This window comes from Limnothrix sp. FACHB-1083 (assembly GCF_014696485.1).
Taxonomy (GTDB): Bacteria; Cyanobacteriota; Cyanobacteriia; order CACIAM-69d; family CACIAM-69d; genus CACIAM-69d.
Genome location: NZ_JACJQD010000020.1, coordinates 26,550 through 47,733 on the forward strand (window position 1 = coordinate 26,550; position 21,184 = coordinate 47,733).

Here is a 21,184-nt window from a genome sequence, read left to right on the forward strand (position 1 = left end):
GGCGATCGCCATGCCAGAAATACCATTACCCGGTTCGATTTACCCGACTGCTAACGAGGCTGCAACTCAATCCAGCGCCCAGGACTTGCAGCGGCAGATCGATGATGCATGGTCACGGGGCCGGCCGTGGGAGGCTCCGTCGCTGGCTCCAGTGCTTAAGCCGATCGTCCCTGCGTTGCCCCCGGCGCTATCGGGGGGCCCGATTAATCCAGTTGGGGGCGGTTCACCATCATCCCCAAGCGGCCGTCATCCAGGCGATCGGTTACCGGCCCCAACCGGTGGATCGCCGGGTGAGGATCCAGGTACAGGGCCGGGCGATGGGCCTGAAGAATTTGCGATTCCTTATCGAAAATCCAAGATTAAGTTCACTTTTTGGACGGCTGAGGCAATCTATGACCCAAAATCGCAGCTTTACGACTTTGGGGGCTGGGTTTTTTACTCCAGCCGTGTGACAGATCTACCAGCCGGGCCCTATCGCTTTCGGATCTTACCGATTGAACCGGAATATGCTGGCCGTTACCGATCGCCCCCAAGCGGTGCAAAACGGCTTTATGAAGCCGTGCCGTTAGACCCTGAAGCTCGCACCATCCGGCTTGGGTTTGCCTCCTGGGGCTGCATTGCGGCGATCGAGATCGTCTCCAGCGAGGATCCCGATAGCACCCCGGTTCCTGATTTTCCTGATTTCCCTGGCGGTGGGGGCCTCGACATCAATAACCCGCCGATCCGTAAGCCACCCGATCGGGGCTGGCCTCCGCTTGCTGTTCCTCCCGGTTCTACCGGTCGTTTTCCAGGGGGTGGATCCGTGTCGCAATGCCGATTTGAAAAGGCTAATCTCGATAAGATTTTGAAAAACCAAGACGATATTCTGAAACGTCTCGGGCCTGAAATCAAAAGTAAGAAGGGCGGTGAATACGGGCTGTCTGGTGCAGTTCAAAACGTTCAGAAGATGCAATGGCTCAACCAAACACTAAACGTTTTGAGCGTATTTTTTAGCCTGCATAACGCTTTGATGTTATCTCGTAATCTGACTGAATCGGTAACGGGATTGTTGGACGTTGGTTTGCAAGCGTTTATGAGAGTTTTTCGGCTATCGGATCCCGATGAAGATGCTCAAATTGATGTAGCAGACCTGATCAGCAAAGGTTGGCAAGCTTTGATGATTGATGTGTTCGGAAAAGAGCAATGGATTTTGATTCAAGCCAAAATCGATGCTGCTAATCGCATTTTGCAAAGTGCCAGCAACGTTTATTTCAATGTTCAATCAATTTTTGATGGGACTAGAGGGCTGATTGAAATTGCGACTAATAATGTTAGTCGCATTGGCAATGCTTTAAAGAAATCAAGAATTGTTGGTGAGAATGATTATAAATGGATGCCAACGGGTATCAATGCAAACTCAGGTAGGATTCAAAAGCTGTATGACACAATTAATAACGCAACTGAATTGACCGATGTGCTAACAGGAATTGCGGGTGAGGTCGTTAACATTAGCGACGAATCGCGCGAGTTGGCCAAAGCTCAGGCGGAACTAACCAAGCAGCTTTCAGGTGCGCAAGAAATTTTAAATAAAGAGGACTTGCCTGAAGGCGAGATCCGACCTGTTGGCTCTGGTTTCAATCCAGAAAACGTGCCACAGACTCTAATTGCTGAGTCGGCCAAAAAAGCCAGTGAGGCAAGCGACATCTCCACTCTTGACCTTTTTAGCGACGACGCACCTTGGGAGTTTCTAGGCGATCCACCGCCTAAGGGGTAAGCCGACCATGGGTTTATCTTCTCTCGACAGCCCTGAAGGCTACAGAGTCCTAAACGATCCGATCATCCGATCGGGGGCCCAAGCCAGACCGATCGGGGAGCCGATCAAAATCCCCCTACCACCCGTGCCCATCCCATCGGGCGGTGGCCGCGGCGGTGATGATTTGGATCCGGATCCGTCCAGGGCTAACGATGATTTGGATCCGGCCCCGCCCAGGCCGGAAGATATCCCGCCGCCACCAGCCGCACCCGCACCACCGCCCACAAACCCGTGGGATTATTTGCCCGATTGGCTGCGATCGCCCCCGGCGCTGCCGTCGATCGCCCTACCGCAATTGCCACCCCTCCCGGATTGGCCAGCCTGGCCCGGGCCGCCGGCTGTGCCCATGGGCTGGCCTAAACCTGGCATCCGGCCGCCTAGTGATGTGCGGCCCAAGCCAACAGGGGCCTCACCCTCGGCCGCAAAACCGGCCGACATTCCAGGCGAGCCGGGAGAGAGAGCGCCGATCGGCTCATCGGCTCGGCCCTACTGGGTTGCCTATCAATGGGCGACGGTGGCCCAAAGCGTTTGGAACCCGGCCACCGGTCGCTATCGGTTCCAACGGTGGCTCAACGGCGGCAACTCGGTTTTGACGTTGCAAGGGCCGCTCACCGTGGTTCAGGTTCCGATCCTGCCATCAATCAGGGCCAACTACGATCCAGACGCGCTGCCCAGCGAGTGGATGGATATTTACGTTAGGGATGGAGCCGGGAAAACTCATTACCTGGCTGACGGGTCTTATTTCGCCACGGCCTCATGGGCGATCACGGCGGTGGACGGGTTGCCGGAACCATGGTTACCCGATCGGCAACCCAAACCACCTCAGCCAGGAGTAGACCCCTACCCCTCTCGGAATCCAGCACCTGTGCTTGGTCGCCCGGCCGCGCTGCCACAGCCAGCTATCCCCCAACCGGACGATCGCCCCGATGTGCCAGCCCTGCCCACCCCAGTTCCAGGGGCGGCGAACCCCCCGATTGAGATCCCGCTCCCGGCCAATATTCCGGTAGACAAACCGGCCGCCCTTGATACGCCCTTTGCACCTGGACTCGCGGGCACTCCGGGCATTCCTACCCTTCCGGGCCTGCCGTTGATCGGCTCGCCTTTCCCGGCAATTAGTTCACCGCCGATCGCGTCCGATGGGCCTAAAGCTGGTTACGGCCCCAGCGCGGCGATCGTCTGTCGCTTTCAGGCGATCGACCTCTCTGAGATTCTGCGCACCAACGATCGGGCCTTGGCCGCAATCGGCAGTATTGAGCTGGTTGGGCCCATGCAGGGGATGACCCTAACCAAGCGGATCGAGACCATTAGGCGGCGGTTTGAAATTCAGCAAGCGCAATTTTCTTTCGTCAATTTACTCGAAATTCACAATGGTTTGATTCAGTCTTCTGACTTTCTTGAATCAGTAACCAATACATTTTCTGGTTTTCTAAGTAACTTCCTCAGTGAATTTAGTTTAACTGCTACTGATGACCCAATCGCGCCACCCGATTTTGCAGAAACTATCCAGCAAAGTTTCACAAGCTTTGTCAATGCGTTGATTGGTCAAGAGAATTGGGCTAACTTTCTATCAAAACTACTGAATCAGAATCGGATTGTTACCAGTTCTGCCAACTTATTCAGTAGCCTCTCTACCAATTTTCAGGGCACTAATGCTGTTGCTGAGGTGCTAACCAATAATGTTAGTCGAATCGGGAATGCCTTAAAGAAATCAAGAATTGTTGGTGAAAATGACTATAAATGGATGCCTGTCGGTATTACGGGCTTGATTGGTCGATCACTTTTGCTCTTTGGTGCTCTAACGGGTAGTGGTGTTATAGAACTGCCAGATTTAACAACTCTATTTGGCAAAAAACCGTTATCGATTGATGAAGAGACCTTGTTGCTGGCTCAAAATCAGCAAAATTTCAGAGCGCAAATTGCTAACGCTGAAGAGACGATTAAAGATGAAAACTACGATCCAAACTTGCCACGACCAATTGGCAAAACAGCAGCAGGGGATAATGTATCTCAAACAATAAAATCAGAGGTTGAAAAAGAAGCTAGCAAGGCGAGTGATTTAAGTTCAGATGATTTAGATTTTGGAGATTAATTATGCCAACACCTAACCGTTTCCCCTCAGACCAATTACCTAAGAATTTTTCCCCGACTGAACACTTTCAGGATCAAGTGAAGCGGTTAGTTAATCCCGAAGTGGCTCGTTATTTTCGCGACGTTGGCGATGAGTCTTGGACTCCTGGACAAGCAGGCGATCTGTCAAAGAGTCCTAGAGCGTCGATCCGACTGGCTTGCTCCCATCTCGAACCCGACACGATCGACCTAACGATCGGGCGGTTGATTTTGTTTTACCTGGTGACCAGACGTGATGAGCTTGTGAATCCACCGATCTACGGTTTGCCAATCCCTGGGTTTCAGCAGTCGGTTAAATTTTTGCCCCAAATCTCCCTGTTTTTTCGGGAAAGCCGTCAGGATCTTGAACCTGGTCAGACCCCGATTACGGGTGAGGTTTCGTTTCGATTGAAATCGGGTGAGTCGCTCTCGGAATCGGCTTTAGAGGCGATCGGCCGCAGGATTAAGTCTGAATTTCCACCTCGGGCGGAAAGTCACTGGCAAAAGGGCCGTGACTGTATGGCCTACCGTGACTTGGAACGCAACCCACCCATTCAGCTCAAAATCCTTTGCGCCTCAAAAGCTGCTGGGCGCGACATGGTGGAGGCGATTTTTCGAGTTTTGGGGGAAGCCCCCGATTGGTCTAAGGCTCACTTTAGTCAAAACGAACAGGAAGGGACGGCTTACCCGGTGGTTCCTGGCTCCGATACGGTGTTGGGGCGATCTCGGAAACTGCCACGCCGCCGCCCGCTGGCCAGGGTGAAGCTCCAATATGCCGTGGCGCATCTTTGGTCTATCTCGACCCCCATTCCGATTTACGACACAACGGGGCGCTTTGGGGCTGCACTGGTCAGGGATTAGTTTCGATGACTCGGCGATCGCCTGTACCCAAGGCCGATCGGCCGGAGTTTACTAGGAGACCTAATAGGTATCCGGGAGTTTTCTTGAGTTCCGAGCCGTGCCAGGCTGAGAGCAGAATTCAATCACGCACCTGCTTTCAGGGCTTAGGTAATGGCTAACTCGCTCGTTCAAAAGATGCTTGAGGATAAACCGGGACTGATCTTCGCAGACGGCGAATGGATCGGTGTCAAGGTTGCTGATCTGCTGGGCCCCGTAACCGTACCTACTTCGGCGGAGGCCATTGGAGATGACCTTTTGATGGGTCTCTTGTATCGCCTGATGGAGGTGGTCTCCAAGGCCGAAGATGCATGGGTTCCGCCTGCTGGCACTAAAAAGGTCAACTCCCTATCGGTGGTTGAATCTACGTCCTTGCAACAAATTGCGCCAGGCGTTCGGGGTGTGATCAACCAAGCCACGATCCGAGTGGTGCAGCCGGTTGAAATGCAGCAAGTCGAAGCGGTTCGGTCTTAAGGATTGAGTGGGTTTGACGGCATCAAACCCGCTCTATGACTGTTTTTTTTAAGTGGTAGGGCAAGACAATGCGCAAGCGACGGTTTAATCGGATCAAGCAAGCAATTAAAAACGGGGCTACTGGCGGATACCTAACTAAGTACCTCAGTTATCAGTCCGGGGCCAGTCCAATCACGATTACCAAGGTGGTGAATCGCAACGGCACGATCAAGAAGGCTCTAAATCCTTTTGGTGACGCTGCTACTGTGCCGGTGTCTCTACTGGTGTCTTTTACGGGCCGAGCGGCCGCGGCTCAAGCGGGATTCGGGGTTACTGATACCATCCTGGCTCTTGATGATGTTGACGCTTCAACGGTCAAAAATCGGGGCTTTTTGCCTGCAAAGGCTGTTCTGACTGATCGATCATCTGGATCGGCTCCTAAAGTCAGCGGCATCACGGGGCTATCTTACAAGAAGCCGACCAGCAGCGATTCCTTCACGTTGCCTTTTGGTCAGGTCACGGGGGAGGGTGAGTTTGAGCGTCAGGCCGTTATCGTCGCTGCCGTGACGGCTGCATCTTCCCCAACCAACATCAAATCGGTCAGCTTTAAGCCTGAGCGAATGTACTCGTAACGATGCGTTATCTGGAGCCGCTGGAAGACTGCTTTCGGCCTGAGCTGGTCTGTCTCCCCGAGTTGGAGGACAGCGACATTTTGGCAGCCTGCCAGCAGCTCTGGACGATCAATCAGGCGCTCGATCAATTTCTGTACGGCAATCTGAGCGAAAGTGATTTTTGCGACATTTTGGAGGCCAATGGCCAACAGATGGATGATTACCTGGCGATCGCGATCGCCAACACAGAATTGATCGGGCTGGATTTAACTTAGGGGCGCGGTCATTATGGGCTGGACTTTTCTGGGGTTGCATGAGCTGGATCTGATGACCAGCAATGCTTGGGAATTTCCATTCCTGGTGTTGCCGTTGTCGCCGATCGATCACTTTGCGGTGCGGGTGACCTATACCGATGGGGTCGTGATGGTTGCCGGTAAGCAGCGATACCCTACCATCACGGGATTGTTGGGGCAATTTTTAAAAGATCCGGGCCCGGGTGAGGCCTATCAAGTTGCAACGCATCGGTTGTCTTATTCGCAGGATGAATCGATCGTTTTTAACTTCGGGCCGCAGGGCAATACTTACGACCACACAACGGGCCAAACCGTTGAGGGGTCTACGATTTGGCAACGTGACGCGGCGGGTAATCTCGAGCTGCGGACGGCGGTAGAAACCTGGATCGGGGTTAAGGCCGTGCCCAAAAAACGCGGGGTTAAGCCGGTCACGATCCTTACTTCCACAGGCGAGCAAGTCACTCGATATCCCTGGTGGTATGACACTGAGCGATCGAAATTCACGATCCAGGTTGAAATTTACACGGAGTAACAGGCGATGGATGCTGTGGGTTTCTTGAGCGATCGGCTAAAGCATTTAGAAGAAACGGTGAATCAGGGCGATCGCGCGATTTTGCTCGAGCTGGGTGAAATCCGTGAAAAGTTGGGGGGTGTCACTGGCCTAACGGATCAGGTGAACGACATCGATGGCCGGGTGAACGCGATCGAACAGTTGTTGGCCCGGGCCGGTGAAACCGGACTGGTGTTGGCGGCCCGGGCGGCCCGGGCGGCCCAAGCCATGCCCGGGGGTTGGCGCGGTTGGGGCTTCCTGATTTTGGTGAGTGCGATCGCGGTTGATTTACTGGTGGATCTGTTGGGCTGGGGGGAACTGCTGCGGGCGATCGCTCACCGGCTGTTTTGACCTTCGCGGCTCAACTGTCTGTAATTTTGCCTAGATAGGTTGATCGCAGTTTGCCTGCCGATCGCCATCGCAGATACAGATATGGCCCATGGCGGCCAATTTTTTTTAGCTCGAAATATCCACCGCTCGGTTGTGCCGATTTTTCGGCTTTTCCACAACTTAGGGAGCGGTTTTCTTGGGTTTCGGCGGGGGCTTGCTCCCTAAGAGCTTGGGACAATCCCGCGATCGCGTCCTGCAATAACAGCAGCTCCGAGGGGGATAGTTTGGCGGCGGCCTGGATGGCGATCGACAACCGATCGATCTTTCGATCGGCTTCCGGTGGTGCAGGTGGTGCGGGTGGTGCAGGCCCCCAACTGGGGTCAAGCTCCCTGCTTTTGCGATCGGGCTTCAATTCTGCCGAAATTGGGATGTTCCCAAAACCTAATGCGAGCTGCTCTCTCATTTCTCCCGGGGTAGAATTACCAAACCACAGAGCCTTTTCACAACTAAGCAAAACGAGCGATCGTGTCGGGCGATCGCTCGTTTTTTTTGGGCGCTACTCGGTTGGGGTCGGCGGATCTTCAGGTGCGAGCGTTTCTACAGTTTCCTGCCACTCCGCGAGAACTTGCTCTAAATTGCTCAGACGATCCTTGAGGCGCTGCTCCCTCTGCTCCAGGCGCTCTCTGTCTAATTGGCAATCCTCAATCTGATCTCGCAATTCCGCAATCAAGTAGCTCAGGGTTTTCCCGTGAGTTCGCGGCTTAGGTCGTTGCCCAGAAGATCCCGTGCAAAGCGTTCTACTAGCTCGCTGGCGCTGGTTCGTAGCGCCTTGGCTTTCACTGTCAGCAATTTGCGGGCAGTGGGAGTCAGGGTCAGTTCGTAAACCTTTTTTTGCTCGCCGTAGGTTGGTTTTCGTCCTGCTCGCATTGAAAGAGTCCCCCATAACTATCCCCCAATTTTATCCGGGATAATGCTTGATTTTTAATCCCGGATTGATTTACTATTTGAATTGTATCAGGGATAAATTGAAATTGAGCAAAGCGCCCCTGATGGCGCGGTCTATGACCAGCGCGGGATTTGGGGGAGACCGGCACAAACGGCGGCCGGCCACCTTGCACCCGAGATCACCGCGTGAATTTGCGTCCCTGATTGGTGTTGAGAGATTGGTTTGCGGCGGGCGATTCACCACACGGACGATCGCCCACTTTCCTTCCCCCCAAACTTCGGAAAATTGCCTATGCAGAAATCTATCTACGACGACCGCACTGAGGCCGTGATTCTCAGTGCCGATCAAATGTCTCGGTTGGTGGCCAAGGTGCGTAAGGCATTGAAAGAGCTTGGCTACCAGATGCGCAAGCGGAATCAGCGGCCTGAGTGGCAGATCATCGCGCCTAGCAAAAAATGGGCGCTCCTGGTCTATTCGCCGGGTGACGGGTGGCACGTTGAGGGGCCGGCCGATACATCCGATAAGCTCACGATTTCTTCAACTATTCAGCGGTTTGTTGCTGCTGTTGAAAACTATGAAGCGAGATCTCGACAGTCTAGACAATTGCGAGCTAATTGATCGCAGTCCGTCCCTGCCGTGGGTCGTCTACCGGTTGGGCCGTCTCAACCGCAATGGCCAGCGGTTGCGGATCCGTCAGGCCGCATTTACGAGCTACGTTCACGCTCAACTCTTCGTCCGGGCCTGGGTCAAACTCAATCCCGACATGGCGTTCTGGTTAACGGTTGAAAACACTCAAGGGAGGTCATCTGATGATCAGATTGCTGGCCGTGCCTAAGATTGGTCGCCGCACGTGGCTTCATGCCTTGAGACCTTCTGGCCGACTATCGCCGCTGCATCCTGGCGTACCGATCCGATCGGTGCGGCCTCGGCTGGATGTGCCAATTGGAGGTGAGGCCGAGTGCTGGTGTTATGAACTATCTGACCAAGAGCTGACCGATTGGCAAAAATCAATCTTGGTCAGGTCAATGGAGCGGGAAGGACTTGACCGCGAGGCAACACTAAGCAGGCTCGATCGCGGTTTCCCCGTGCCCGTTGCCGAGATCGATTTTGTCCAGATCGAAGTTAGCGGGGCCATCCAAACGATCGTGATGTATCCACTTGAGGTATCGGAGGTCACCGTTTCATGAATTCAGTGATTTGGGTGGGCGATCGCTTTTTGAATCTCGACTGGATCCGGCAGATCCATGCTGAAGCAAAAACTGGCGAGCTGACCATCGTTTGGGCCGATGGGGACACCCTGAACCTCAGTGGCACGATGGCCGTGGGCTTGTTCAATGCGCTCAAGGAACGGTGTGAGGGGAAAAACCTGGCGGTGGAAGTGATGCAAGATTTGCACACCGCTCTACCCGACTGGTTTCAGGAGCTTTGGGGCGTAGGTCAGTATCCGGAGCCAGTGGAGTTGGAAAACAACATCCTAGACGAACTTGAGTTTTAGACATGCCCCAAACTTGCTCGGTCTGACTCACCGGGCAAGCTTGGGGCAGCGTCCAAACCTGCTCCAACCGTCTGGCGATCGCGCTTAGGGCTTGAAGGAAGAATCGAGCTTTCGCGCTCTTAAGCGTTCATAGGCTCGGCGCGATCAATTGACGGTTTAACCCACGCAACCGGCCCATAACCAAAAGCCGGTAAATGCCTCAAGAGGGAATTGAGCTGGGCATAGTCCCTGGCTTTTGGGTGATTCATAGGCTCGGCGCGTGGGATAAATTAACACCCAATCATGCCATGAGAATTGTTGGCCTTGACGTAAGTAAGTCCTCGGTCACAGCTTGCGTCACAGACTCTAGACCGGCTGAACCTCGACAATTTTATTACGATGCAAAATTCCTAAGTTTGCCTGCCAACGCGGCCGGCATCAGGGCCTTAATCGACCTGGGGGCCGATGTGGCCGTCATGGAACCCACGGGGGTGAACTATTCAAAACTGTGGGGAACTCAGCTCGCCCGTGCCGGTGTGCGGGTGGTGCTGGTGGGGCATAAGGAACTTCGGGGTTATCGTGCGGGCCATCTCGGATTGCCCGATAAAGATGACGATGCCGACTCTCTGGCCCTGGCCTGCTACTACTGGGACTATTGCGACTCACCACGGCGGTTTGTGTCCGATCGCACTGAGGCGATCGTGCAAATCAGGCGATTGGTGCTGAGACTTTGCCACCTCAACCGGGTGCAGTCTCCGATCATTAACCGATTGCGTCAGGATCTCGCGTGGCAATTCCCAGAGGTGGCCCATGTCAAATCAAGGCGGGTTTTGCTCTCAGATTTGCCGCCGCTTCTATGGAGCTGGATGGCTGGGCTGCGGAAATCGGATAAGTATGATCGCCTGTACGCGGCGACCTGCGGGCTGGGATTGGATGAGCTGTCGCGCAACCATGCCGCGCGACTCTGCAATCTTCATGCTGAAGAATGCGCGATCGAACGTCAGCTCTATCAATTCCTGCAACATCCCGATTTTGCGCCCTACCGTAAGGTTTTCGCCCGATTTGGGTTTGGCATGAGGATAGAAGCCTTGCTGATTTCGCAGATTTATCCGCTGGAAAATTACTTGGGGCCCGATGGGAAACCAGAAATCAAAATTCGCAAGGGTCGCAAGTCTGGTAACCCAACCAAACGTCATCTCAGTTTGAGGCGATTTACCAAGGCCTTGGGCTGTGCTCCTGGGCGTGAAGAATCAGGCGACATGAAGCGCGTCCAGGTCGTTGGTGGATCTGATTTATGCCGTCGTGCTCTTTGGCAGTGGATCTTCACTCGGATCGAACCTGAGCGGGCCCGGCCGAAAAATCAAATTGGAAAGCTGCTGGGCGATCGGCTCGATCAAGAGAAGTCAACTAAGCCCATTAGGCTTGCTCGCTCCAGGTGCGCTGGCTACGCTGCCCGGTTGTTATTTTTCGAGCTGGTTGCATCCCTTATTACATAGGCCGTGTTCTCAGTAATTTTGTGACCCCAAGCGATCGCTCGTATTTACGGGCGATCGCTTTGCTGTGTCTGGATGTTGGTGCTGCGATGACTCGCTGCATTTATATTGACTAGAGGGAACGCTTCAAACTGTAAAGAATTGATCATGCGTTTTGACCATTTCAGCGTCAAAATCTAAAGGATTTTCCGCACCTCAACGATTTCGTCAACCCATGTGAAAACCCATGAAGCAGCCAATGCAAAAGTTAAAGTTAAGAATCGTGGTCACTGAGGGCCCGATTGCGCAACCATAACGAGCAACAGGATCTGATTGAAAATCACCATACCGGCAATGTCTCAGCAGCTCATGTCTCAGATGTTGCGGCGTTTGGCTTCACCCGTCCCACCACGGCCAAAAGGACAAAAAAACAAGGGGTGGCATGGGGTAGTTCTGGGGTTCACCTGGTTAATGGTGGGCTGCACGCCAACCGTTGCGATCGGGGAGTTAAAACAACAACCGGCTGCATCGCTCAATGGGCGATCGGTCTATATCCAAGGCAAAGCCGTCGAACGAGTGCCCCTGCTCGACGGCCGCATTTACCGAATTGAAGATCCAACGGGCTGGATTTGGGTGCTGTCTCAGGGCGATCGAACCGAGCTTGAGCTAGGGCAAGTGGTGAAACTCAAGACCTCCCTTCGCTATCAACCGATCCAAGTGGGACAGCAGGAGATGGGCGAAATTTACGCGATCGAGGAGCCTTAAATTAGCCATGTGTCCATCAGACCCCGGCTCAAGCCCCAGATCCCAATCAGGATCTGAGTCAAACAGGGACAGTTCATCCCCAGAGGCCGAAACAGGAACGAGATCAGGAATGGAAGCCGTGGCCCTTGCTTTGCTCTATCCTCCCTCGCGCGATCGATTCCTGTTGCAACTGCGGGATGATTTTCCCCACATTCTCTATCCCGGTCACTGGGGCCTGTTTGGTGGACACCTGGAGGCCGGCGAAGCGCCCGAAGCAGGTCTGCGGCGGGAACTACAAGAGGAAATTGGCTTTGTGCCGCCCCGGTTAAGTCCGTTTCGATCGACCTTGCAAGACAGCGGCCGCCAGCATTTTTTCTTTCACGGATTGCTCACTGTGCCGCTCACGGAGTTGGAATTAAACGAAGGGCAGGATTTGGCTTGGGGCACGATCGCCGATTTGGAAGCGGGAGAATGTTGGTCGCCCCGTTTGCAACAGATGCGCCCGATCGGCACACCCCATCGATCGATCCTATTAGCCCTGGCCGGCGACGCGGCACTTTGGCTGGACGATCCCTGAGACCTCTGGCATCGTTAGGGACTGGCGGCGCTGGTATTTTCGCCATCGTATGGAAGATCAACCTGTTTGGGTTGGGGGAGATCGGGATTTTGGTGCGGAACCTGCTTGACATCCTCCCCAGCCTAAAGGCTTAGGGATTCCGGCCCTAACCGAACAACCGAAGTTACTCGACTAGACCACGGGTTGACGCTTCACAGGCTGCGGTGCATCACGCTTTTTCTAAGATCCCGTTCGATCGCCTCCCAGAGTCCTGCGATCGGGTGCAAGCGGTGTTGGCTGCCCACGGTCGGCCGCCGTTGGTGGTGGCTCCCGGCTATTGGCCCGGTTCCTGGCAACTAAGTCAGCACCGCCAAACCTGGATTGACCAGTCCTAATCCACATGATGGTGAAGCTAGCAGACTGGTAACAACCTCAAAGATTGAACTAGTTGAGATAACTGTTAATCCATCTGGAAACTGCTGGCGATCGCCCGGAAGCTCTCTAGTCCGGCTTCCAAGTTCTCGATAATTTCTAGAGCTAAAATATCTGGATCGGGCAGGTTGTCCAAATCGGTGAGGCTTTTATCTCTGAGCCAGAAAATATCCAAGCTGGTTTTGTCGCGGGCGATGAGTTCTTCGTAGGTAAATTTACGCCAGCGCCCTTCAGGATTTGTTTCTGACCAGGTTTCTTCTCGGTGATAGCGGTTTGTGGGGTTATAGCACTCGATAAATTCTCTGAGGTCTTCTCGCCTTAAGGGGTTCTTTTTGAGGGTGAAGTGAATATTGGTGCGGAAATCGTAGTACCAAATTTCTTTTGTCCAGGGATCTTTGGCGGCAGGTTTGTTATCAAAAAAGATAACGTTGGCTTTTACGCCTTGTTTATAAAATACGCCAGTCGGAAGCCGAAGAATGGTATGAAAATCGGTGTCGCGGAGCAGTTTTTGTCTGACTTTTTCTCCGGCTCCGCCTTCAAACAGGACGTTATCAGGCACGACGATCGCGGCTTTTCCTGTGGTCTTAAGAATGGTGCGGATGTGTTGAACAAAATTAAGCTGTTTGTTTGAGGTGGTTGCCCAGAAGTCTTGGCGGTTATAGGTCAGATCTTCTTCTTCCTGCTCCCCTTCTTCATTGGTGAAGGTCATGCTACTTTTTTTGCCAAAGGGGGGATTGGCGAGAACGTAGTCAAACCGATCGCCACTATCGGCGATGAGCGCATCTTGAGAGGAGATCATGCTATCGCTGCTGATGTCGCCGATGTTGTGGAGGAACATATTCATCAGGGCGAGGCGGCGGGTATTGGCGACGATTTCGTTGCCTCGGAAGGTGTGAAATTTGAGGAATTCTTTTTGATCGCGATCGAGCTGATAATTTTTCACGAGGAAATCGTAGGCGGCGAGGAAAAAGCCCCCAGTCCCACAAGCAGGATCGGCGATCGCCCGTTGCGGTTCGGGTCGGATACATTCGACCATTGCCCAAATTAGTGCTCGTGGGGTGAAGTATTGACCAGCTCCGCTTTTGGTGTCTTCGGCGTTTTTCTCTAAAAGTCCTTCGTAAATGTCGCCTTTGACATCGGCTCCCATAATCACCCAGTTCTCTTTATCTACCATGTCGATAATTCGAGAGAGTTTGGCTGGGTCTTGGATTTTATTTTGGGCTTTGGTGAAGATTTGGCCGAGCATTCCTTTTTGCTGGCCGAGGGTTCGCAAGGTTTCGAGGTAGTGGGTTTCTAGTTCTGCGCCGCGTAGGGTGCGTAGGCTTTCCCAGTCGTACCCGGCGGGAATTCCGGTTTGGCGTTTGTAGGGGGGTTTGCTGTACTCATCTGCCATTTTCAGGAAGAGCAGATAGGTTAATTGTTCTAGGTAGTCGCCATAGCCTACACCGTCGTCTCGTAGGACATCGCAGAAGCTCCAGACTTTGGAAATGATGCTTGTAGCGTTACTCATAGAAATTTTGCTTTAGGGTTACTAGATGGGTTGGGTTGGTTGGGAGGGGTTAGAGATTTTTGAGGTTCAATTGCCCTTGTTTATTTCGTGTTTGGCGGATGCGTTCTAGTAGGACGGAGGCGGGTTCGTCGTTGGGGTCTTGGGGGACGAGTTTGCCTTCAAAGGCTTGTTTAAGGATGCTTTGGCGCAGGGCTTCGGCTTGTTGGAGGTTTTCGGTGATCGTGGTTTCTAGGCTGTCGCAGATGGAGAGGCGGGATTCGATTTCTTCAACGATTTTGTTTTGTTCGGCTAACGAGCAAATTTTGAAAGATGCTTCTATCAAAGCAGCCTGGGTCAGCTTGCGTCTACCAGTAGTTCCTGTTGTTAGCGGAGTGAATGGATAGTATTGAAGTTGATAATTTAAGAAGTCTATATTGAGTTTATTTTCAGGTCTGAGAATGTGAGCATGATTATTAACCCAAGATTTTCCCTTGATTCTGTAGGAAAAAGGTTTTTCTCTTCCTACAAAGGTTTCATCTTCAACTACTAGTACTAGAGGTTCATCAAACAAATAGTCATCAATCCATCCAACTTGCCCATTTGCACCGTAGTATGGAATGCTGCCTTCACGATTGGATCTATCTTTCTTGTTGATTGGGATACGCATGTTATCAAGACATAGCGTTATGTCACCTATCCTGGTAAGCTGCCAATCTCTGGGGATATTTCCTATGGCGGCAAGCTCATTGTCTAAAAGTAGTGTTGCTACCTTATATGCCTTCGGTTTACCCGGCTTTTTCCCTGCCTTCCCATTTGCTTCCCAAGCTTTAACATCAGCTTGCCACTGGGCGAGTTTTTCCTGATAGCGCCGCTCCCGATCCGCCTTGATTTGCTCTAGTAGAGTTTCGGCAGATTCTAGCTTTCCTTGCCGTTTCTGTTCCTCGCGCCATTGGGCGGTAAGCTTGCCCTCAAACGCCCATTTCAGCACCGCCTGACGATACACCTTTAGCTGTTGCTGTGCCTTCTTCAGGGACGCGATTCCATCATCCAAATCGGAAAACAATTCCTCAATCTTGTCTACAATCCGATGCTGTTCAGCGAGGGGAGGGAGAGGAAGATTGGTTTTCTCTAAATGCTGAAAATGGCGTGCATATCCCTTATCTGGAATTTTATGGACTATGACTCTAACAAATGAAGCGAAAAGCTTCGGAAGAAAAATACTGAGCGGCTTTATTACTTTAATTCCATCAGCTCCAGGTGCGAATGGGAAAGTAACTAGCTTTATTGCTTTTGTATGGTCACCAAAAACTAGTACAGGCAACTCACAATCAATTGCACTTTTCCTGTCGTTAGTAAAACCTCCTATCAGTTCTTGACCTTGATCAATAACTGGAATAGCTCCACGCTCTAAGTATTCTTTTTGTTTAATTTTCTTTTTATTTGTTGAAATCTTGATTACAGCCTCTTTAAAATCAAGAACTTCCCATCCCTTTGGTATTTTTTGCAAATCAAGTTTATTAGTTTCCATATCTTTTGATTAAGCTGATAACGCCTCATTCATCTCATCAATAATCTCATCCATCTCCTACCCAAAGTCCTCTTTCTCTAGTTTTGAAGATAGAGAACCAGGTTGGCGACTATTCACAATATCCGCCTTATCAATACCCTCATCAATCAGCACTTGGGTTAGACCCTCCTCAAAATTATCCTCCTCAATCACAACCTGATGACCAACCAAACGGGCATGAAATAAAATCGCATCCATCCATCGCTGTTTATCCCACCCCGTCGCCAAAACCAGAAAGTGACCCGACTCAAGATCGCAAACAGGATAAAGCCTAATCGCTTGGAGACGTGGTTGATTCACCGTCGCAACTCGCACAGTCTTTCTGAGAATGTCAGCATAGCCCAACTTTACGGCGTGATCCATTGCAAAACAACCTCCTGAAGTGGCTCATAAACCAATAAGTTAATTTTATAAGGGTTCGCTCCAAAACCAGAACTAACGGATCATCTGTGATTATCCATCCATCCGCTTCTAGAGTAGATCGGAGGGAAAAATGTAAACCATCTCGCCTTGACATTACGCCGCCAACACCTCATTCATCTCATCAATAATCTCATCCATCTCATCCCCAAAAAGCTGATACATCATCGCCAAACCACCCTGAGCATCAAACGGCGCATAGTCCAGGTCATCCCGCTCAAGATGGAACGAGCTAATCATGTGATCCTTCACCATCCGTAACCACTCCATCTGCACCTCCGTAAACTTTGGGGCAGCCCCCGCCTGCTTCTGAAACACCCACCGCTTAAAATTGCGATTCACCGTTTCCTGATAGGGAGTCAACTCCTGATCCAGCCCCACCACCTTACGAATCAACGCCACCAACGCCGTCAACTCACTGATCGGCGTACCCGCTTTCCTGCCCTCCACCTGCTCATAAGCTTGCCACACCGACAAAGGAGCCAGCATCGGTTTTTCGGCTTTCAGGATTTCCAACACCTCACGAATCATCTGAAACGTTAGGTCACGCCGTTGGTAGGGCTGATTGTAGTAAATCTTCAGCGCGGTAATCTCATCCTTATGGTGCTCGATAAAAGCCGTGAAATCCTCAATCAGGTGCATCGCCCGCTCTGTAGCCTGGACATCCCACCCCACAGCAGTGACGCGATCGAGATTGACAACATCAATAATCTGCTCATGCACCCGGCGAACATTCTCAATAAAGTCGATCGCCTCACCCGTAAAAGCACTGGCAGCAACGCGAATCAAACCCCGCTGGGCAGCTTGCATCGCCGCCGCCGATGGCTCTGCCGTACTCGGTAAACCACCATCCGTTCGAGCTTGATCCGCAATAACATCCAGATCATAGGCACGGAGCAGGGCTTTGGCCATCTCTCCAGCATTTAAGCCCCCGGTCATCTCCACAAGTTGTTCCCGCTCTTGGGGGTTCATCTGTTGCTCTAAGCGCGCAAGGCGGCCCGCCAGGGACGTAAACGAATCCTCATCCTGAGCGCCCATCATCACACCCATCATTAAGTCCCGAAGAGACACACCCTGCTTACGCTCCAGCGGGCGGCTATCGGTTTTGAGGGATTTCGTCACCCCGATCGCGTCCACAATGACGAAATGGGTCTTACGCGAACGCACCGAAGGAGTCACCTTTTTGAGGTCATCCTCCCCCAACGTGCGCGTCCCCCGTCCCTTCATCTGCTCAAAATAGTTCCGAGACTTCACATCCCGCATAAACAACAAACACTCCAACGGTTTGACATCCGTTCCCGTAGCGATCATGTCCACCGTCACCGCAATGCGGGGATAGTAGTCATTCCGGAATTGAGCCAGCACCGATTTCGGATCTTCCGTAGATTGGTACGTCACCTTTTTACAAAACGCATTCTCCTCCCCAAACTCCTCCCGCACAGTCTGAATAATGTCATCGGCGTGACTGTCCGTTTTGGCAAAAATCAGCGTCTTGGGGACTTCCTGCCGATTCGGAAAAATCTCTGGCAACTTATCCCGAAAAGTACGAATGATATTGCGAATCTGACTGGGATTAACCACATCCCGATCCAGTTGCTTGCCCGAATAAGTCAAATCCTCATCAAGCTGTTCCCAGCGACGCTTCCGGGTGAGCTTATCCCGCTTATCCACAAATTCCTTAGCAACCAAACGACTCCCCTGTTTGGTAATCTCAGTTTCGATCGTGTAGACATCAAAACCCACATTCACCCCATCCGTGACCGCTTCCTCGTGGGTATACTCACTGACGATATTCTCGTTAAAAAAGCCAAAAGTACGCTGATCCGGAGTCGCCGTCAAACCAATTAAGAAACCATCAAAGTACTCCAACACCTGCCGCCACAGTTTGTAGATTGAGCGGTGACACTCATCGATAATGATGAAATCGAAAAACTCGATCGGGATTTTGGGGTTATACACCACGGGCATCGGAGCCTTGGGCTGTATCAACTCATTCGGGTTCACTTCTTCAGCTTTCTCATCCAACTCTTCCCCCTTCAAAATCGAGTAGAGCCGCTGAATCGTAGAGATACAAACCTGGCTATCAGTTGCCACATAGCGCGACTTCAACCGCTGCACGTTGTAGAGTTCCGTGAACTTGCGGTTATCGTCCACTGGGGAAAAAGCCATGAACTCCTGCTCAGCCTGCTCCCCCAGATTTTTGGTATCCACCAGGAACAACACCCGTTCCGCCTTGGCAAACTTGAGCAATCGATATACAGCGGTGATGGCGGTAAACGTTTTACCGGAGCCAGTCGCCATCTGAACCAGAGCGCGGGGGCGATTGTCCTTAAAAGAATGCTCTAGATTTTGGATCGCCCGTGTTTGACAGTCCCGCAATCCGGTTGTATCCAGTCCAGGCAGATCGAGTAACCGCGCCCTTAAGGATCGATCGGTTTTAAGCCATGTTTGAAACGTTTCGGGGCGGTGAAAGGAAAAGACTGGGCGCGATCGGGGTTTAGGATCACGGCGATCGGTAAAACGAGTCAACACCCCTGTACTTTCATACAGAAAGGGAAGCGACTCATTATTACTAATATGCTTGAGTTTGGCTGTGGCATAGCCCTGGGTTTGATTTTCCGCCACCGTGAGGCGGTGACCTTCATGTTCCCGCTTGGCTTCAATAATGCCCACTGGTTGGCGATCGACAAACAGCACATAGTCAGCAGGGCCAACATCGGTAGGGTACTCTCTAATTGCCACTCCTAAAGCTGCATTCAAATTAATCCTATTCTTGCTCTGCACATCCCACCCAGCCTGCCGAAGCTGGGCATCAATTTGATCTCGTGCCTGCTGCTCTGGGTTTTGATTCAGATCAGTCATAAAGAGGGGTGGGGATGTGGCAAGTTACGCTACTTTAGTTTTGACAAATTTGCCCTCTAAATATCTTGTCACATAGAAGAAAACCTAATAAGATTTTTCTTGTAATTGCTTCAATCTCTTCAGATCAGTGTAAATCACTGGCAACATCCGGTAGTGTCTGGGAGGCGATGATTGTTGGCTAACCACTGTTTGCGCTGTAAGGCTCTCACCCACTCATCATTGCTGAATTAAGGCACTGCCGTCGGATGAACAACGGCTGGAATCAGTCAAAATCCAATGACGATCGCCCAGTTGACGATCGCCCCCATCCGGCCAGGATTTGCTGCACAAAAGGCGCTTGGCGATCGGCTTGGCGGTAGGCCAGCCAAATGGCATTGGTGACAGCGCGATCGGGCTGGAGCGTTTCGGGCTGCAACACCAAGGTTAATTGCTGGCGATCGAGCCAATCCGCACATAAATAATTGGGCAAAATGCTATAGCCTAACCCCTGGGCGATCGCACTGCGAATGCTGCGTAAATCGGGAATAATCCATTGCGGATTCACATCCAATCGCTGCCCAAACACCACTCGCCAAAATCGCCGAATAATCGGTAAATCTTCGCCATAGGCAATCCAGGGTTGCTCTTTCAGCCAGGCTGCCAAAGAGTCCAACGCTGCCACATCTAGGGATGAGTGGGGTCGATCGCGCGCGATCGCTGCTGGAACGGTGTGACCCGGCGGGCCGATTAACCAAAAATATTCTTCAAACAGTAATTGGTAAGCCACCTGGGGATGAATGATTTTTTGGGTGGCAATTACGCAGTCCAAATGATTGGCTAATAGGCGATCAATTAGGGCGGGTGCCAACCCAAATTGCACCGTGATCAAAGCGAGATCGCCCGGAGTAAATTGCGCCAACAGATATTCGCTAAAAAATTCCGGTGGCGTGCCCAAGCGAATGGGCCAGGGGCGATCGCTGGTGGCTTTGGCGGGAATAGCTTCGAGGGTTTCGATCGCCGCCACCACACGGGTGTAGAGGCGCTTGCCCGCTTCCGTGGGCACCATGCGGCGAGGTTGGCGCTCAAATAGCGTTGTGCCCAGGGTCGATTCCAGCCCGGCTAAATGCTGACTCACGGCAGGTTGCGTCAAATGCAACAGGGTGGCAGCCCCGGAAACCGTGCCCACGCGATAGATCTCCACAAAGCTGCGGTACCACTCCAAATTCACCATCAAAGCTGCCGATCGCTATGGTTTCATCAATAAGCCATAAATAAAATTATGGCAAATGCCAATATTTATGATTTGTATTTTAGATACGTTGCTTTTAGCATGAAGTAGACCGCATCCAAACCGTTTAGCCGGTCAACCGTTGCAGCAATTTCGCACGAGTTTGACATCGTGCTAGGTCTACAACATGGAGGTTCATCGTGACGATCGCTAACGTTGGTTTAATCAGCACCCTGGGCGCGATCGGTGGAGCATTAATCCTGGGCTCCCTGGGTGCTGAAGCACAAGTTTCGAGTCATTTTGGCTTTCATGATGCTGTGGCGAGCCGTCAAGAATTGAGTGCTCCTAAAGCGAGCGATCGCAAAGTTTTGATTGTGTTGACCAACCATGCTCAACTCGGAAATACGGGTCAACTCACGGGATTTTATCTGTCCGAAGCATCCCATCCCTACGCGGTTTTCACCCAAGCAGGCTATCAAGTGGACTTCGTGAGTCCGACGGGCAATGCTGCTCCGATCGACCCCAAAAGTCTGGATCTGAGCGATCCCTTAAACCGGCAATTTGTGGACAACGCAGCGGTGATGGCCAAGGTGCAAGATTCCCTGTCGCCTGCTGAAGTGAACCCCGGCGACTATCAAGCCATTTTCTTTGCGGGGGGTCATGGCGTGATGTGGGATTTGCCCAATGATTCAGCCATGGCGCAACTGACGGCCAAAATGTATGAACAAGGTGCCGTGGTGGGCGCTGTTTGCCATGGCCCGGCGGCCTTGGTGAATGTGAAACTTTCCAACGGCACTTATTTGGTGGCGGGCAAAACCGTGGCGGCGTTCACCAATGAGGAAGAAGAGGCCGTGGGGCAGAAGTGTTGAATGACAGATTCAGGTTATAAAAAAGGGGTAAGAAGATGTAATTCTTACCCCAAACAATCAAAAAGTAATACACCAATGTTACGCTCATTCTCTCAAATCGTCAAACCTATTCTC

General features: G+C 52.0%; 24 protein-coding genes. 15 read left to right on the plus strand and 9 right to left on the minus strand.

The window, feature by feature from the left end:
• Positions 1-10 precede the first annotated feature (10 nt).
• Entirely contained in the window at positions 11-1,753 is a 1,743-nt protein-coding gene (locus H6F46_RS18095; protein ID WP_190356178.1) for a hypothetical protein, read from the plus strand.
• Between the two features lie 185 nt (positions 1,754-1,938).
• Here H6F46_RS18095 and H6F46_RS18100 read toward each other — a convergent pair whose 3' ends face one another.
• Complete coding sequence (locus H6F46_RS18100; protein WP_190356179.1) at positions 1,939-2,094, minus strand: hypothetical protein; 156 nt, start codon at positions 2,092-2,094, stop codon at positions 1,939-1,941.
• A gap of 311 nt (positions 2,095-2,405) precedes the next feature.
• Between H6F46_RS18100 and H6F46_RS18105 the strand changes: the two genes are divergently transcribed.
• The 7 genes from H6F46_RS18105 to H6F46_RS18135 all read left to right on the plus strand — a co-directional run bounded on the left by H6F46_RS18105 (position 2,406) and on the right by H6F46_RS18135 (position 7,053).
• Positions 2,406-3,881, plus strand: a complete 1,476-nt coding sequence (locus tag H6F46_RS18105; RefSeq protein ID WP_190356180.1) for a hypothetical protein — start codon at positions 2,406-2,408, stop codon at positions 3,879-3,881.
• Positions 3,882-3,958: 77 nt separating this feature from the next.
• Positions 3,959-4,759 carry a hypothetical protein gene (locus H6F46_RS18110; RefSeq protein WP_190356181.1) on the plus strand — a complete coding sequence of 267 codons (801 nt, stop codon included), beginning with the start codon at positions 3,959-3,961 and terminating at the stop codon, positions 4,757-4,759.
• A 150-nt stretch (positions 4,760-4,909) separates the two neighbouring features.
• Complete coding sequence (locus H6F46_RS18115; protein WP_099534312.1) at positions 4,910-5,269, plus strand: hypothetical protein; 360 nt, start codon at positions 4,910-4,912, stop codon at positions 5,267-5,269.
• 68 nt (positions 5,270-5,337) lie between these two features.
• A complete protein-coding gene (locus H6F46_RS18120) occupies positions 5,338-5,880 on the plus strand; it encodes a hypothetical protein (protein WP_190356182.1) in 543 nt (180 codons plus the stop codon).
• Positions 5,881-5,882: 2 nt separating this feature from the next.
• The gene (locus tag H6F46_RS18125; protein WP_190356183.1) at positions 5,883-6,134 is read left to right on the plus strand and encodes a hypothetical protein; all 252 of its coding nucleotides are present in this window, start codon (positions 5,883-5,885) and stop codon (positions 6,132-6,134) included.
• 13 nt (positions 6,135-6,147) lie between these two features.
• Positions 6,148-6,684 (plus strand): hypothetical protein, encoded by a 537-nt coding sequence (locus H6F46_RS18130; protein WP_190356184.1) that lies wholly within the window; start codon positions 6,148-6,150, stop codon positions 6,682-6,684.
• Positions 6,685-6,690: 6 nt separating this feature from the next.
• Positions 6,691-7,053, plus strand: coding sequence for a hypothetical protein (locus tag H6F46_RS18135; RefSeq protein ID WP_099532354.1), 363 nt, complete (start codon positions 6,691-6,693; stop codon positions 7,051-7,053).
• A 10-nt stretch (positions 7,054-7,063) separates the two neighbouring features.
• On the opposite strand, the gene H6F46_RS18140 is transcribed toward H6F46_RS18135, so the two are convergent.
• Positions 7,064-7,495, minus strand: a complete 432-nt coding sequence (locus H6F46_RS18140) for a hypothetical protein (RefSeq protein WP_190356185.1) — start codon at positions 7,493-7,495, stop codon at positions 7,064-7,066.
• 272 nt (positions 7,496-7,767) lie between these two features.
• Complete coding sequence (locus H6F46_RS18145; RefSeq protein ID WP_190356186.1) at positions 7,768-7,959, minus strand: hypothetical protein; 192 nt, start codon at positions 7,957-7,959, stop codon at positions 7,768-7,770.
• A gap of 310 nt (positions 7,960-8,269) precedes the next feature.
• Between H6F46_RS18145 and H6F46_RS18150 the strand changes: the two genes are divergently transcribed.
• The 6 genes from H6F46_RS18150 to H6F46_RS18175 all read left to right on the plus strand — a co-directional run bounded on the left by H6F46_RS18150 (position 8,270) and on the right by H6F46_RS18175 (position 12,619).
• Complete coding sequence (locus H6F46_RS18150) at positions 8,270-8,596, plus strand: hypothetical protein (RefSeq protein ID WP_190356187.1); 327 nt, start codon at positions 8,270-8,272, stop codon at positions 8,594-8,596.
• Between the two features lie 565 nt (positions 8,597-9,161).
• On the plus strand, positions 9,162-9,473 hold the full coding sequence (locus tag H6F46_RS18155) for a hypothetical protein (RefSeq protein WP_190356188.1): 312 nt from the start codon (positions 9,162-9,164) through the stop codon (positions 9,471-9,473).
• A gap of 287 nt (positions 9,474-9,760) precedes the next feature.
• Complete coding sequence (locus H6F46_RS18160) at positions 9,761-10,948, plus strand: transposase (protein ID WP_190356189.1); 1,188 nt, start codon at positions 9,761-9,763, stop codon at positions 10,946-10,948.
• Positions 10,949-11,278: 330 nt separating this feature from the next.
• The gene (locus H6F46_RS18165) at positions 11,279-11,689 is read left to right on the plus strand and encodes a hypothetical protein (protein ID WP_190356190.1); all 411 of its coding nucleotides are present in this window, start codon (positions 11,279-11,281) and stop codon (positions 11,687-11,689) included.
• Positions 11,690-11,798: 109 nt separating this feature from the next.
• On the plus strand, positions 11,799-12,245 hold the full coding sequence (locus H6F46_RS18170) for an NUDIX domain-containing protein (protein WP_190356191.1): 447 nt from the start codon (positions 11,799-11,801) through the stop codon (positions 12,243-12,245).
• A gap of 203 nt (positions 12,246-12,448) precedes the next feature.
• Positions 12,449-12,619 (plus strand): hypothetical protein, encoded by a 171-nt coding sequence (locus H6F46_RS18175; protein WP_190356192.1) that lies wholly within the window; start codon positions 12,449-12,451, stop codon positions 12,617-12,619.
• 65 nt (positions 12,620-12,684) lie between these two features.
• On the opposite strand, the gene H6F46_RS18180 is transcribed toward H6F46_RS18175, so the two are convergent.
• The 6 genes from H6F46_RS18180 to H6F46_RS18205 form a co-directional block, all read right to left on the minus strand.
• Positions 12,685-14,166, minus strand: a complete 1,482-nt coding sequence (locus tag H6F46_RS18180) for a class I SAM-dependent DNA methyltransferase (RefSeq protein WP_190356193.1) — start codon at positions 14,164-14,166, stop codon at positions 12,685-12,687.
• 49 nt (positions 14,167-14,215) lie between these two features.
• Positions 14,216-15,673 (minus strand): restriction endonuclease subunit S, encoded by a 1,458-nt coding sequence (locus tag H6F46_RS18185; protein WP_190356194.1) that lies wholly within the window; start codon positions 15,671-15,673, stop codon positions 14,216-14,218.
• Positions 15,674-15,730: 57 nt separating this feature from the next.
• Positions 15,731-16,075, minus strand: coding sequence for an element excision factor XisI family protein (locus tag H6F46_RS18190; RefSeq protein ID WP_190356195.1), 345 nt, complete (start codon positions 16,073-16,075; stop codon positions 15,731-15,733).
• Positions 16,044-16,229: an element excision factor XisH family protein gene (locus tag H6F46_RS19955; RefSeq protein ID WP_190356196.1), complete on the minus strand. Its 186-nt coding sequence runs from the start codon at positions 16,227-16,229 to the stop codon at positions 16,044-16,046. The genes H6F46_RS18190 and H6F46_RS19955 overlap by 32 nt, the downstream gene beginning before the upstream one ends.
• Positions 16,229-18,994 carry a type I restriction-modification enzyme R subunit C-terminal domain-containing protein gene (locus H6F46_RS18200; RefSeq protein WP_190356197.1) on the minus strand — a complete coding sequence of 922 codons (2,766 nt, stop codon included), beginning with the start codon at positions 18,992-18,994 and terminating at the stop codon, positions 16,229-16,231. Before H6F46_RS18200 ends, H6F46_RS19955 begins: the two co-directional genes overlap by 1 nt.
• A 262-nt stretch (positions 18,995-19,256) precedes the next feature.
• Positions 19,257-20,204: a LysR family transcriptional regulator gene (locus H6F46_RS18205; protein ID WP_190356198.1), complete on the minus strand. Its 948-nt coding sequence runs from the start codon at positions 20,202-20,204 to the stop codon at positions 19,257-19,259.
• A gap of 197 nt (positions 20,205-20,401) precedes the next feature.
• On the opposite strand from H6F46_RS18205, the gene H6F46_RS18210 reads away from it, so the two are divergent.
• Positions 20,402-21,070: a type 1 glutamine amidotransferase domain-containing protein gene (locus H6F46_RS18210; protein ID WP_199310895.1), complete on the plus strand. Its 669-nt coding sequence runs from the start codon at positions 20,402-20,404 to the stop codon at positions 21,068-21,070.
• Positions 21,071-21,184: the final 114 nt, after the last annotated feature.